This is a genomic window from Cryobacterium tagatosivorans (assembly GCF_004402215.1).
GTDB classification, from domain to species: Bacteria; Actinomycetota; Actinomycetes; order Actinomycetales; family Microbacteriaceae; genus Cryobacterium; species Cryobacterium tagatosivorans.
The window spans coordinates 45,213-59,671 of sequence record NZ_SOEZ01000024.1 but is presented as its reverse complement, the minus strand read 5'-3'; the positions used below and the strand labels follow the sequence as shown (position 1 = coordinate 59,671).

General features: G+C 64.3%; 10 protein-coding genes. 5 read left to right on the top strand and 5 right to left on the bottom strand.

Annotated elements, in window-relative coordinates; all coding sequences use genetic code 11:
- Nucleotides 1–6 precede the first annotated feature (6 nt).
- The 4 genes from holA to E3O23_RS04785 all read right to left on the bottom strand — a co-directional run bounded on the left by holA (nt 7) and on the right by E3O23_RS04785 (nt 5,261).
- Nucleotides 7–1,056, bottom strand: coding sequence for a DNA polymerase III subunit delta (gene holA / locus E3O23_RS04800; RefSeq protein WP_134488685.1), 1,050 nt, complete (start codon nt 1,054–1,056; stop codon nt 7–9).
- A 100-nt stretch (nt 1,057–1,156) separates the two neighbouring features.
- Nucleotides 1,157–2,749, bottom strand: a complete 1,593-nt coding sequence (locus E3O23_RS04795; RefSeq protein ID WP_134488683.1) for a ComEC/Rec2 family competence protein — start codon at nt 2,747–2,749, stop codon at nt 1,157–1,159.
- A gap of 275 nt (nt 2,750–3,024) precedes the next feature.
- On the bottom strand, nt 3,025–3,945 hold the full coding sequence (locus tag E3O23_RS04790; RefSeq protein ID WP_134488681.1) for an AbiTii domain-containing protein: 921 nt from the start codon (nt 3,943–3,945) through the stop codon (nt 3,025–3,027).
- Between the two features lie 488 nt (nt 3,946–4,433).
- Nucleotides 4,434–5,261 (bottom strand): hypothetical protein, encoded by an 828-nt coding sequence (locus E3O23_RS04785; protein ID WP_134488679.1) that lies wholly within the window; start codon nt 5,259–5,261, stop codon nt 4,434–4,436.
- A gap of 116 nt (nt 5,262–5,377) precedes the next feature.
- On the opposite strand from E3O23_RS04785, the gene E3O23_RS04780 reads away from it, so the two are divergent.
- The gene (locus E3O23_RS04780; RefSeq protein WP_166790409.1) at nt 5,378–6,928 is read left to right on the top strand and encodes a recombinase family protein; all 1,551 of its coding nucleotides are present in this window, start codon (nt 5,378–5,380) and stop codon (nt 6,926–6,928) included.
- 90 nt (nt 6,929–7,018) lie between these two features.
- Here the strand turns inward: E3O23_RS04780 and E3O23_RS04775 are convergent, their stop codons facing one another.
- Nucleotides 7,019–7,591 (bottom strand): hypothetical protein, encoded by a 573-nt coding sequence (locus tag E3O23_RS04775; protein WP_134488675.1) that lies wholly within the window; start codon nt 7,589–7,591, stop codon nt 7,019–7,021.
- 168 nt (nt 7,592–7,759) lie between these two features.
- Here E3O23_RS04775 and E3O23_RS04770 point away from each other — a divergent pair, with 168 nt between their 5' ends.
- The 4 genes from E3O23_RS04770 (at nt 7,760) to E3O23_RS04755 (ending at nt 14,346) form a co-directional block, all read left to right on the top strand.
- Nucleotides 7,760–7,984, top strand: coding sequence for a helix-turn-helix domain-containing protein (locus E3O23_RS04770; RefSeq protein ID WP_134488673.1), 225 nt, complete (start codon nt 7,760–7,762; stop codon nt 7,982–7,984).
- 967 nt (nt 7,985–8,951) lie between these two features.
- A complete protein-coding gene (locus E3O23_RS04765; RefSeq protein ID WP_134488671.1) occupies nt 8,952–11,615 on the top strand; it encodes a toprim domain-containing protein in 2,664 nt (887 codons plus the stop codon).
- Entirely contained in the window at nt 11,612–13,462 is a 1,851-nt protein-coding gene (locus E3O23_RS04760) for a DNA polymerase (RefSeq protein WP_134488669.1), read from the top strand. The genes E3O23_RS04765 and E3O23_RS04760 overlap by 4 nt, the downstream gene beginning before the upstream one ends.
- On the top strand, nt 13,459–14,346 hold the full coding sequence (locus E3O23_RS04755; RefSeq protein ID WP_134488667.1) for a DUF2637 domain-containing protein: 888 nt from the start codon (nt 13,459–13,461) through the stop codon (nt 14,344–14,346). Before E3O23_RS04760 ends, E3O23_RS04755 begins: the two co-directional genes overlap by 4 nt.
- The last annotated feature ends 113 nt before the right edge of the window (nt 14,347–14,459 follow it).

The following is a 14,459-nucleotide window of genomic DNA, read 5'->3' as shown; positions in this document are numbered from 1 at the left end:
CGCCGGTCAGCCTTCGCCGCGCCGGGCGATCACGCCGATCAGGCGCTCGAGCGCGAACACGGGGTCGCGCCCGCCGCCCTTCACGTTGGCATCCGTCTCGGCGAGCATGCTGATGCAGCGGGCGAGGCCCTCGTCGCTCCAGCCGCGGAGGTCCCGCTGGGCGCGCTCGACCTGCCAGGGCGCGAGCCCGAACTGCGAGGCGAGCTGGCCGGAACCGCCCCGGACGCCGAAGAGCCTGGCCATGGTGCGGATCTTCATGGCGAAGGCGGCCACGATGGGCACGGGATCGGCGCCGGAGGACAGCGCGTGCCGGAGCGTGACCAGCGCCTCGCCGTGGCGCCCGGCGATGGCGGAATCGGCCACCTTGAACGCGTTGGCCTCGACCCGGCCGCCGTAGTACCGGTCGACGGTCACCTCGGTGACCTCGGCGCTCGAGTCGGAGATGAGTTGCTGGCAGGCGGCCGACAGTTCAGCCAGGTCGTCGGAGAACGCCGAGACGAGGGCGCGCAGGGCGCTGGCGGTGACGCGTTTTCCCGCGGTCTTGAATTCGGCCGAGGCGAAGTCGTACTTGTCGGTGTCCTTCTTGAGTTCGGCGCAGACGATCTCGATGCCGCCGCCGACGCCGCTGCGGATGGTGTCGAGGAGCTTCTTGCCGCGCACTCCCCCGCCGTGCCGGAGGACCAGGTAGGTGTCTTCGGCGGGGTTCTCGAGGTAGTCCAGGGCCTCGGTGAGGAACGTATCGCTGCACTTCTCGACGTTGCTCACCCGGATCAGCCGTGGCTCGCCGAACAGCGACGGGCTGGCGAGGGTGAGGATCTCGCCGGGCGCGTAGCTATCGGCCTGCACGTCGCTGACCTCGAGTTGCGGGTCCTCGAGCTTGAGGAAGTCGCGAAGCTGCCGGATCGCGCGTTCGGCCAGGAAGGTTTCCGTGCCCGACACGAGCAGGATCGGGGCCGGACGGACCTGGTGCCAGGCCAGCTGCGGGATCGCCGCGGACTTCGAGGCGGACTTCGAGGCCGGCCTCTGTGCTCCTGCTGCGGTGGTTCGAACGGCCACGCGGTTCCCTTCGATTGCTCATTCCAACCTAGCCGGGGCCGGTGACAAGTCGTGCGACCGACCCGCCTCGTCCCAGGGCGGCAGCCAGGCGGGCGGCTTTCTAGGGCGGCATCTTCTCGGTCCACACGGTGAGCGCGCCGCCGCGCTCGGCCGCGGGTGCGACCACCACCATCCCGCGCAGATCGGTTCTGAAGGCGGTCGTGCCGACTCCGGCCAGGATGTCCAGCAGCGCATCCGTCGGGTGCCCGTAGCCGTTGTCCGCTCCCACCCCGATCAGGCCGACCGTGGCGCGGAGCCGGGCGTACAGCCGGGCACTCTGGTCTGCCGAGCCGTGGTGGGCGACCTTCACCACGTCCAGCGGCGCCGGCTTCGAGGCGCGCCACATGGCATCCTGGGCTTCCTCGCCGAGATCGCCGAGGAACAGCGACCGGATGCCGCGGCCGTCGAAGCCGATCGTCACGCTTCCCGGGTTGCCGACCTGCATCACCGGCGAGCCCCTGACCGGCCAGAGGATCTCCCAGCGGAGCCCGCCGAGGACGCCGGTGTCGCCCCGGGCGGATTGCCGCACCAGCGCGCCGCCCTCGGCGAGCCGCTCGTGCAGGCGCCGGTCCTGGTCGTTCTCGGGGATCCCGACCAGGGCGGTGTCGACCCGGCCGAGGACGGCGTCGATCCCGCCGATGTGGTCCAGGTCGTAGTGGGTCAGCACGAGCAGGTCGATCCGGTCGATGCCGAGGGTCCGGAGGCACTCGGCCATAGGTTTCGGATCGGGCCCGACGTCGACGAGCGCATACCGGTCCCGGTCGCGCACGACCACGGCATCGCCCTGGCCGATGTCGCAGGCGGCGATCTGCCAGTCGTCGGGGAAGGCCGCGGCCCGTCCGACCCCCGTGCCGACGAGCGACCCGGAATACGCGCCGAGGGAGCCCAGCAGCACGGCCAGCGCCGCGGTTCGCCGCCACCCGCCCGGAGCCGCGGCTCGCGGCAGGATGAGGAACAGGAAGAGCAGGGTGAGCAGCACGACGCCGGCCAGGCCCACGGCCCCGCCCAGCCACGGCAGCCGGCTCCCCGGCAGGGCGGCCGTCGTTCGTGCGACCGCCGCGATCCACGCGGCCGGCAGCCAGGCCGCGCCCAGGAATGCCCCGGCGAGCCAGGGAACCCCGGGCAGGAGCAGGCAGCCGAGGAGCCCCACGACCGTCGCCAGCGGCGCGGCGGGGGCGGCCAGCAGGTTGGCCGGCACGCCGTAGAGCGGCAGGCTGGGGCTGAGGAGCACGAGCACGGGCTGGCAGGCGAGCTGCGCGGCGAGCGGGATAGAGACGAGGGCGGCCAGGCCGGAAGGCATCCAGCGCGACAGCGCGCGGGTCAGCGGGCCGGCGAGCAGCAGGAGGCCTGCCGTCGCCAGCACCGACAGCGCGAAGCCGTAATTCCGGGACAGCCAGGGGTCGGCGGCCAGAAGCACGATCACGACCAGGGCGAGGGCCGGCACGCCGCCGCCGGGCCGCCCGATGCCGATCGAGAGCAGCACGACGGACGCCATCACCCCGGCCCGGAGCACGCTCGGCTCCGGGGTCACGAGAGTCACGAAGCCGGCGAGCACGGCCAGGGACAGGCCGATCCGGAGGCCCCGGCGCAGGCGAAGCGCGCCGCCGAGCAGCATGATCGACGCGATCACGACAGCGCAGTTGGCCCCAGACATAGATGATAAGAGAGGTGGGTGACTAGTTGTGAGGCGGATCGAGTCGCCCAAGAATTGGCGGACGTTGGCGTGGTGCAGGGCCGGTCAACGGTCGCCGTCGCTGGGGTCTTTGGCATGTGCTCGTCGCCGGGTGCAGGTTCTACGAGACCGCCACTGGAACGCTCGTTGTGGGCGGCATCGACAATGCAAAGGAGATCCTCGAGTCGGGGCCGATTTCGAGCAACTCGATGTCACGTGAGGTGAAACATCTTGCCTCCCACGAAGACCACGCCTGCTTAGCTAACTGCGCCGGATGCCCAGCCGAAGAACTGGTTCGCCAACTCCACGACGCCATCAGCCGCGATATTGCCGGCGACGCCGCCGGCAAGCGCCACCGCTCCTGCCTTGACGCTCTGTGCAAAGCTAGCGAGTCGGCCTCGCTTCTCGTCATCGTCGCCCGATTCCGTCAGGATTTTCGACAGCGCGGTGACCGCTTCGTCGGCCAAGAACGACTTCGCCGCAGTCAGTGCGCCGGCCAGATCACCGACCTTTACTGTCACCTTCTGCCGAACTTCGTTTCCTTGAGCTAGGCCAGTCACAGAGCCGTAGATGTTGTTCGTGATATGCGTAACCGCCGCCTCGACCGCGGGCTCTTCGACGGTGGGGCCGCCGACCTCACCGGCATTGGGAAACTCGGATTGGAGATCCAGCGCCATCTCAAGTGCTTTGGTGCGCACGATATCGACGATGCCCTTGAGCGTGGATGGCGGTACGGTCTTGGTCGCGCTGTAGACGCCCCAGTACTCCAAGAAAGGCACCTTCCCCGCGTCGATCCATCCGTTGTACATCCCAACCACTGCTGGATCCCAAGGCACGCCAACATTGTCCGATGCCTCGGCCAATGACTGAATGCCGGCCAGCGGGTCGAAGAAGGAGATCTTAAACAGGCCTTCGAATCCATCAGGCACGCCGTGTGAGCTAAGTGTGTTCGTGCCTTTGGAGCCCATGGGCCCGGTGATAAGGGCTTGGACATTGACGTGCATCGGTCCGCGGTATGACGGAAGGTCGTCCTTTGACTCGTAACCATTCAGTTCGTTCTTCACCCACGTGAGCAACGGAGCTGCCTTGAGACGGTGGGCCACGATCATGAGCTTGCGCAACATCGCTGTGGCCTCACCATCTGATGCTTGGCTGATCACGTCGTCAAGTAAGGTCATGCCCCCAAGCATCTCAGACGCTGATGACATACATATGAGCGATTCCATGCGAGACCTACATTCAATGGCCACGTCCTCCGGCACAGGTCATTCCTGAGTGCCTATCATCCAGTGGCACTACCACCGGCATTCGCCCAGGGCGCGAGAGGCACTGATCTCCAGAGCTCACTGCCAACGTGTTGGAGAGACAGTGGCTAACGTCAACGATCCGGCAATTCCCAGGCTTGCGTCGACTCGTCGGCAGCGCGGGTGTATCGCTCGTCCAACCGCGCTCGGCGACGCGATTGGGCATGGCCGAAGAGCATCGAACGACAGAACGCTGAAGCAGCATGTGACAGCCCTACTTCATGTTGTAATCTCTTGTTAGAAGCGCGGGCAATTGGTCTACCGATTCACATCCGGGGCGCTTCACAGAGTTGGGAGATCTAGGTTCGATCCCTAGCGACGCCACACGAGGCGCTGTAGCTCAATGGCAGAGCATCCCACTTTTACTTTCGTCGGTCGATCGCAGACTGCAGCTCATCATCAGTGAGAGCAAGTGGGGCAAATCCACCTTTCAAGTACCCTCTAAGCGCGCGAAGTGACGATGGGTCCTTCGGGCGTTTGGATCCAACGGAGAAGTACTCATCTGCAGCAATGTCAGCCCAGCTCTCTCGCGAGATCGCAGTTTGCAAACCCAGGTTGACGTCGTACGCAAGGCGTTTGCCTATAGCCAACGTGGCCACCAGACCGCCAACCCCCACCAGGGCTCGAGAGCCGACTGCCGGCACCGCAATTGACTCACCGGTCAGGTTTGACCAAAGGGATTGTTGGCCCGGGGTCATGCAATTGAACGCCTTGACTAGCCTGGTGTCGACCAGCCCACCTGCGTGAATGTGACAGTTCCGCGTGAGGCGGGTGACATGGAAAAGCGCTAGCGCATCCACGTCAAACGTGTGCCCACTGGCCTCGGCGAAATACTCGTGCGCGTTGACGGTCTTCGCGTTCGCCAGCTTCGTCTTCGAGAATTTCCCCGAGGGGATCAGCATTTCCAAGCAACTCTTCACGAAGTCTTCGTGGAGAGCGATTGCATGGGCCATGCCCATGGTGCACATCTCTATCTCTGCTTCGCCCAAGAGCGCCGCAGCTTTGTCCGATCGCATATCAAATCGCGCGACATGCTCAAGTGATGGAAACATCTCGGCCAGCGTGTGACTCGAACCCTTGGTGAGTTGCAGCGTAGAAGCAGCCATCTTCGATCCGACGATGATCGACCAAATACTGTTACTCGAGTCAACCCTCCGCTTTTCAAGCTCACGAAACCGAGCAAACTTCACCTGAGGGAGGGTGCGATACGAGGAGGACACGCCCCCAAGCGTATCGAGGTCAACTCGGGCCGATCCCACCTCGGCACAGTTACCGCATGACACAGTCAACCCATAGGGTCAGTAACGTGCTGGATGACCAAAACCTAATCGTGCGGGAGTATCTGCGCGTCTCACTCGACCGCTCGGGCACAGGTAAGAGCCCCGATCAACAACACGACGAAATCACCGCAGAAGCGCATAGGCGCGGCTGGCAAGTCCACTCCAGCTACTACCGCGATGACAACCGCAGTGCCAGTCGCTACGCGACCAGGCGGCGAGAGGGCTTCGCGCAACTAATCGCAGATCTCGAAGAGGGCAAATTCGAAGCCAATCTGCTGGCGATCTGGGAGTCGAGCCGAGGTTCTCGCAGGACGGGAGAATGGATTGATCTCATTGATCTCTGCCGCGACCACGGAGTGCAGATTTGGGTTCTCACGCACAATCGCGTGTACGACCCGAGTAACTCCCGAGACCGTCGCAGCCTACGCGAGGACGCCTCAGACGCGGAATACGAGTCCGACAAGACCAGCGAACGCCTTCAACGTGACATGCGCGCGGCTGCAAAGGGCGGCCGCCCTCACGGGAAGAACGTGTATGGCTATCAGCGCGTCTACTCGGTGAAGCCCAACGGCCTGCGGGTCCTCGAGAAGGTGGTTGAACACCCTGACCAAGCTTGGGTCGTCAAAGAAGCAGCAGCAATGGTTCTCGCGGGCCGCTCGTACTATGACATCGCAGCCACGCTAAACGAGAAAAACGTCCCGCCTCGACGGCCGGTGCGCGAGGAACACCGCAAAAACTTGGGTTGGACTGCCCCAGCAGTGAAGCAGATGTTGACCATGCCGGTATACACGGGCAAGCGCGTGCACAACCCCACGGAAGGCGAAACCGCGACATACGAAGGCATCTGGCCTCCCCTGATCAACCCGGAGGCTTGGGAGAAACTTCAGCTTGCTATGGGCTCACGGGGCTTTAAGTCCAACAACTGGCCGGCCAAGCATCTACTCTCCGGCATCGCGCTCTGTGGAGAGTGCGGCGCCCGCACGCGTGTCGGCCGGCAGAACGGCGGGGTTCAGAAGCATGACGAGAACGGCGAGCGACTCCCCCGACCTCGCTACCACGCATATCAGTGCATCGGCGTGCCGGGGCGCCCCGGCTTCCACGTTTCGATGCGCGAGGAGCACCTTGACCTGATCATCACGGAGCTCGTGCAGGCTCGCTTGGAGCGCCCTGATTTCCTGGCAACGTTGGGCGAACAGGACGAAGACGTCAATGCAGAGCGCAATGCGGTTCTGGAGGAGATCCGAGGTCACCAGGAGTGGCTCGACCAGGTTGCGATGGAGGCGGAGCGTCGCCGCGACCTGCGGATGCTCACAGAACAGCGCGATCTTGTGGAACCCAAGATCGAAGGTGCACGGAAGAAACTCGAATTGTTGGCAGCAGCTGACCCCCTCGTGCTAGAGCTGGCTCAGTCCGGACGGGTGCGCGAGATGTGGGCTGAACGGGAAGAGTCCGGTGACATCGTGTGGCAGCGCCACGTGATCAGGGAACTGATCGTGCCAAGGATTCACCGCGTACCGCCGGAGGCGGTGGGGCGAAAGGGCCCAAACCCTGGCAGAGTCACCTACGACTGGCGTTAGCTCGGAGCAGAAGCGTCAGAGCCGGCTCCACCTCGGTGCCGGCCCCACCTGGGCGGGGTACGCCGGAGTGGGGACGCCTCTCGCCCTCGATCAGGTCAGGCCGGCGGCCCGGGCCCGTGCGATCCAATTGGTGGCGGTGCGGGCCTGGAGACAAAACGTTTCGGCCACCGCCTTCGCTGGCGGATACCGCACAATCGCCGCGAGGCGATATACAGTTCCAACATCCGTCAGATCGATGCTCACCGATCCCCCGTTAGACGCCTTCCGATATGGCTTGAGCTCGGGTGCGACGAAGTCCACGACGGCAACACTGAGCGCCGAGGCGTCGAGCTGAAATGTACGCGGCAGTATCCAGCGCATGACGCCGAGGGGTGTGACCGTGCGCAGCAGCACTCCTGTCACTTCCTCGTCCTCTGGCGCAACGAGGGAAAACGAGCGCAGTGTGTAGTGGCCGAGCGGCCGACTGTACACAGCTTCAATCTCGAGCTGGAACCCCTCGCCGAGGGCCGCGCCACCCGCTTCGGCTGACGGCACACTGCTCAGCGGCCCCCCGGCGCGCACGAGGCGCGGTATCGCAATACCTGGGTGAACGTCGATCAGCCCGTGTGGCGCACTGACGTGCCAGTTGCGCTCCCGCAGTTCGGTCTCTGGAGTAATGGGCACGAATTGGATCCTTTCCTAGTGTTGACATCTATAGGAAACGCAACTAATGTAACGAACATAACAGAAAAGCAAGATCCGGCGGAGCCTTCACAAATACAATCCATGGCCGGAAAAACTCAATCTCGTTGCGGCGGCCTCTTCGGGACACGACCTTCTTAGGAGTGTTCCGTGATACCCAGTGATGCATCGACACCCACATACGACGACCTGCGTTGCGCGCTCACCGTACCGCAGGCGGAGGACACAAGCGGGCGATCGAGCTTCGTCCTTCGCGACGATATCCGCACCGGACGGCTGCCTGCCTACAAGGTGGGCGGGCGCTGGCGGATCCTTCCTACCGACCTCGATGCCTACCTGGAGGCGCTCGTCGCCCCCTCGCGGGGCACCCGATGACCGCCACGGTCCTTGAGCGAACCGAGACGTCGCCGCCGCCGCCGCTGACGGAACTTGAGGCGATTCGCGCATGGGCGCGCGCTGAGGCCGCTTCTGCCCCTGCTCTCTCTTCCCAGCAGTCGCTACGACTGCGCGGCCTCTTCTTGGGCGGCGGTAGTCACAAGTGAGCGCAATCGGCGGACGGCCCACAGGCCAAGGCCTCGGTGGAGGCCCCACGACCCACACACCCGTGCCAAGCCGCCCATTCGAGTATCCCGGTACACACCAGAACGACGACTCCGCACTTCCGCGAGTCCGATGGGGTCTCGGACAGTCTCCGATTTCGAGGATCGACTCGACCATGGCAACAACGCCCAGCCACTCGGGTGTCGCGCGTGGCCGGCGAGCGAAACGGGGCTCCGCTGTGCGAGCAAACGGAGAGCGGGAGAGCAAGCGGAGAGTAGCAGAATCACCCTTGCTCTCCGCCGAGATGCGCACCACGACTGGGAAGTGCATCACCTGGGAGAGCGGGAGAGCAGGAAAGGGAGATCTCTACGCGGGGAAGTGTGTGTGCATGCTTCTGTGCGTCCGTACGTGCGTTACGCACACGCACACACGTGATGGCCTGAGGAGCGCCTTCTTGCTCTCCTGCTCTCCCACAACGTGGAAAAGGCCGCTGCTAAGGGGCAACACTCGGAGAGCAAAACGGAGAGCGGTCACCGGCCGTGCTCTCCCGCTCTCCTCTGGAGCGTCTACCTCGCGCGCTCGCATGCGTTCGCGCGGCCACCGCGCCATTCAAAGGGCCTCAGCGAGCTTCCATCTATCAGTGCTTGAGCTTGCCCCGGGCTCTGCGCTCGAGTTGCTGCGACTGAAATGTCGCGTCGCGCCGACGTCATTCTGACGTCCCGTAACGCGCCGACTACCTAAACACATGTAGGGCCCCGCAGCAGCTGGAACTGCTCGGGGCCATGAAGGAAAGACGTCCTTAATGACCAATGTAGACGGAAACGACGAGAATCGCGCCGGATTTGGTGACTCTGCCACCGATGTCGACTCGCCCCTCGACAACTACCTGAATCTGACTCGGGAGCACGCGCAGGAGCTTCGCAACAGCGCGATCCCAGCGTCCGTGGCGGCCGAGCAAGGCGTCCGCAGCGCCTACGTGCGCGATGACCTGCCCAAGTATGCACAGTGGATCGCCAATCGTGGCGACGGCGTGTTCCCGACGCTTGTTTTCCCGATGACGCACCCGGACGGATCCGAAACCGGGCAGGTAAAGCCGGCCCCAGACAGCGTGATCACGCGCGAAGGGCTGTTCCGCAAGTACGTGTCCCCTAGCAAGGAGAGCAACCCTCCGACACTGCCGGAGCTTCGCGCCGTGAAGGACCCCGAGGTCGTCCTCATCGTCGAGGGGGTCAAGCAGGCTCTGGCTGCACTCGCTTGGGCCCCTGACACCTGGTCGATCTACCGCATTGCCGGCATCTGGGCTTGGCGAGTCGCTGGTGATGGCGTTGACGGGTCCGGCTCCCCCACGCCGTTCCTGGCCGTCGTCCGGGGATGCCCAGTAGTGATCATCCCCGACGCGGACGCGAAGACGAACATCCGCGTCTACGACGGCGCTGCGGCGCTCGGCGAGGCATGCGAGGGGTACGGCGCTGCGAGCGTCAAGTTCGCTCGGCTGCCCGGAGCCAACAAGGATGGGCTCGACGACCTGCTCGCCCGGCAGTCCAGTGACGATGCCCGTCACGAGCTGATGCAAGCCTGGGTTACGAACGCCAAGTCGCGACCTGCCGATCTGCCCCAGCGGCAACGAGACCAGATGCACAAGGCGATCCGGGACAAGGCAGCCACCGAGACCGCAGACCTCGCAACAACCGGCAACATATTCGACGGCCGCGTCGGCGTTGACGTCAGTCGAGACATGCGGCAGGTGTCCCTGGACCTGCTCGATACACTGATCCAACGCAGCGGCGGCGTGCGGGTGTTCCAGCGCGACGGCGAGTTAGTCCGCGTGCGCCGTAGCCGAGACGGAAAGAATCAGAATGGCGTGCTGAAGGCCAGCGCACTCACTCGGAGTGCGCTGCGTCGCGAGCTACTTGACGTCGTGTACCCGTACACCACGCCGAACGGGTCGATTCTGCCCGCCGGGCTGGCTGACGCGCTGGTCGACCTAGTCGCGGACCACAGCGACCGGTTGCCATGGCTGTCTGGGATCACTCGCTCCCCCCTCGTCCTGACCGACGGCGCTGTCAGCACCACCCCGGGCTACAACCCGGAAAACGGCGTCTTCCTAGACTTGACTCCCGATGTCCAGGGCATCGTCGTGCCCGAGCATCCAACCAACGCGGACATCGCTGCCGCGGTGGCGCTCATCCGCGACGAGCTTTTCGCGATGGATGGTGTGGGCGGGCGCGATGGGTGGGCGTTTGCGTCTGAGGCGGATCAAACGCACGCCATCGCCGGCCTGATCACACCCGTCATCCGGGCGAACGTGGGCAAGGTGCCCATGCTCGTCTTCGACGGAATTCATCGCGGTGTCGGCAAAGGCGGCTGCCTCGACGTCATTCACCGCGTCGCGTTTGGCGTGCCCGCGTCCATCCAGACAACGCCTAAGTCGGACGAGGAAATGGACAAGCGAATCATCGCCAAGCTGCGGGTCAGCGCAGACACGATCAATCTGGACGAGGTCCAGGATAAGGACGGCACATCACGTCTCGATTCGAACTCATTGGGCGCTGTGCTCACCTCGGAGATATATGAGGGGCGCAAGCTCGGGTCGTCTGAGGTCCTGAGCTTGCCGAACATGGCGAGCTGGTACGGGCTCGGCAACAACGTTCAGATCCCCGGCGACATGATCCGCCGCGTGTACACCTGCCGCCTGGCCTCCGACCGCACCGACCTCGAGACGCGGGATAATTTCAGGCACGACCTGGACTCGTGGGTGCCGGAGCACCGTGCAGAGCTCCTACGCGCCGTACTGATACTCGTGCGGGCCTGGTACGCCAGAAACCAACCCGAAGCGCCGAAGCCGTTCGGATTCAAGTCCTTCACGGAGTGGCAGCGGGTCGTCGGCGGCATCCTGCATCTTGCCGGGATCAACGGCTTCCTGTCGACCGTGCTCACGGTCAGAGAGACCGCCGACAGCGAGGCCGTGGACAACGGTGAGCACTGGGTGTGGGTCGCGGGCCGGTTCCCCGTCGGCACACGATTCGGCGCTTCCGAGGTGCTCGCTCAGGCGAAGGCCGACCCGGATGCATCCCCGCCGTACGGCAAGGCGTGGGATGAACTGGATGCACGCAAGCTCTCTATGTATTACGGCCAGCACCCTCGCTGGTATGAAGGAATCCGCATCCGCGAGGACGGGAAGCTACATGCGGGGGGTAAGGCGTACGTCATCGAACAGCTTCCCGCCGGTGTCACCCCGCTACCTACCCCATCTTCTCCCCCGGCCCCTGCCCCGGCCCCTGCCCCGGCCCCTGCCCCGGCTCCCGCTCCGGCCCCTACACCGGCAGGCCCGCGTCCTGCCGCCGGCGCTGCGCCCGGCGAGCTCATCGAGTTCACGGGTCGCAAGGGCTTCACGCAGCGGGTCGCTCGGGCGATGCCTCCGATGAGCGGGAAGACTATCGCAGAGCTTGGCGGTGACGCGTCGTGAGCACCCTTCACTTGGACCTTGCAACCGCCGACGCAGATCGGCTGTGGGACTACGGCCCCGGCTTCGTTCGGCTCGCCGGCTTCGCCGTTGGCGATTCCCCAGTGGTCACGACCACGGACATCACAATGGTGGTCGAGATGATCGAGAAGGCCGACCTCGTCGTCGGGCACAACGTGCTCGGGTTCGATCTACCCGCTTTGGAGCTTTACTACGGCCTCGACCTGGCGCGTCTAGTGCGCGAGGACCGGGTGATGGACACACTGCTGGCTGCCCGACAAAACGATCCACCGCTTTCGGGGAAGGTTGACGCGCGCCGGTACAGCTTGGATGCCCTTGCCAAGCGCTTGGAACTTGGCGGGAAGCCCGCGGGAGACTGCGGCTCCGCGCTCAAGACACTAGCCTGTGAGTTCGAGGGGTACGACAAGATCCCCGTGGATCATCCGGACTACGTGCGGTACCTCGTGCAGGACGTTGAGCTAGTGCGCGAGCTGTCCAAACTCTTGGTTGTCGATGACTATCTGCGGCGAGAACACCAAGTGATGTGGAGACTGGGTCACATTGCGAAGCACGGTTTCCGTGTTGACCTGGATCTTGTGCAGCGATTGATCGCCGAGCGAGCTGCTCGTGTTGAGACTCTGAAGAAGCGGTTGTATACCGTGCACGGTCTGCCGCTGGCGGGCAAAAAGCCGCACACGACGACGGCTGGCATCTTGGCTCTTGAGAAGGCGTTCATCGACCTCGGCGTCACGCCACCTCGGACACCAACGGGTGCGCTGGCGACGGGTAAGGAGGCGCTAACCCAGCTTGAGACCCAGCACCCGGAAAACGTGGGCTTGGTGGAGCTCTGCCAGACACTGCGAACTTTCAACGGGGAGCGGTCGATGGCACAGACGCTGTTGGAGAACTCAAGCTCAGACGGGCGTGTGCACCCCGGTGTTGCGGCGGTACAGGCCACGGGACGGATCAGCATTACCGACCCCGGACTGTCGGTCATGGGCAAGCGTGATCGTGGCAACATCTGCGAGCGAGCGATGCTCTTGCCCGACGTCGGGCACGTGCTCATCGGTGCGGATCTGTCGCAGATCGATGCTCGTGCAATGGCGATGCACTGCCAGGACGAGAACTACATCGCGGCGCTCGCGCCGGGCAAGGACATGCACGACGAGATGGCAGCGGCGGTATTCGGTGAAGACGGTTGGGTCCGTGGCGCCGGCCATCACCCTCGGCGCGGTGACGCCAAGGCGATCACGCACGCAACAACCTATGGCATGGGGCCAGCGGCGCTGGCGGCCAGTGCCGGATACAGCCTTGCCGACGCTGAGAGGCAACTCGCGACGCTGGAGCTGAAGTTTCCAGGCTTGGCTGCGTTCAAGAAGTGGATACGCGCTGATGCCTCCCGTCAGGTAATCGCCAATGCGTTTGGTCGCCGGATGCGGGTTCAGCCGGGCAAGGAATACACCCAGGCGCCTGCGCACATCGGGCAGGGCACAGCACGCGATCTGATGATGGAGGGCGTTTTGCGCCTGCCTGAGTGGTTGTTGCCAGGCTTGCGGGCCATCGTCCACGACGAGATTGTGCTCTCCGTCCCTGAGCACCGTGCCGATGAGGCGGAGGCGGCTGTGCTGGACGCACTTCAATTCGCCTATCGGATCGCGCCGGATGCGGCCTCGGTTCTTGTTCTGGCCGACAGGTCTGATCGAGGGCACGACTGGGCTGATTGCTACCGCAGCGAGAAGAAGGGATGGCCCGAAGTCGCCCGCGACCATCGAGAACTTATGACGTGCACCTATGTGGGCTGCACGTGGCACACCACTGACAACCTAAGCCAGGAAGGAAGAGCAGCATGAATACAACGAGAGGGGCATCAGCTCCGGTTCGCGTCTCCCGTTGGCTGACCGCTGTGGCCACGGTTTTGGTGGCCGGTATTTCCATGCTCGCCTTCGTCCTGTCGTTTGAGGTGTTGCGTGACCTCGCGTTCCGCTCAGGCGTTCCAGCCGATATTGCGTGGGCGTGGCCGTTGATCGTGGATGGCAGCATCGTCACTGCGATGCTCGTGATCTTCGCGTGGCGCGGTCGTTCACGCCGTGCGACAGCGTGGCCATGGGTCACATTGTCGGGATTCGCCACCGTGTCGGTGGTTGGAAATGGTGTGCACACAGCAGCCGTGTACGACCAGGCCCAGGGCATCTCGATGGCGTTCGCGATCTTCGTAGGTGCAATCCCGCCGGTTGGGCTATTGCTCTCCAGCGAGATGCTCGTGCGCCTTCTGACACCGGCAGAAGAGCCTGCCGCAGAGCTAGTGTCTACCGGGGACGCTGTCGTGCCAATGACATCTGTGCCTGTCAGCTTGACAGTGGTGGATGACACGGCGGTCGTGGACACTGTCGCTGCGGTCACCGTCCTCGATACGGGCATGGCAGAGGTTGTCGCGCCTGACGCGGTCACTGTCACGCCTGACGCGGTCACTGTCGCGCCGGCCACTCGTGCGCCAGAGCTTGTCACGCCTGTGGATCAGGTGACGCGCTTGCACGCAGTTGAGTCAATCCCGAATGACCGGGCAGGACAGGTCAATTGGATCGTGTCGCGCGCCACGACAGGGCACGACGTGACAAAGGAAACTCTGGCGCAGCAGTTCGAGGAGTCAGGAAAGCCCCTGACCGACCGGACCGTGTTGCGTCGTCTCGCGGATGCGCGCAAGCAGGCTCCTGACATGTTGCGCGCCAACGGGTGAGTAGTTTCCGAACTGCTGGAACACGAGACGGAGAACTGGCGTGACCAAGGACGAAGCGGGTGCTCGTGGCGGTCGACCCCGGCCAGGTCTATGCACTGGCGATCGCCGCACAC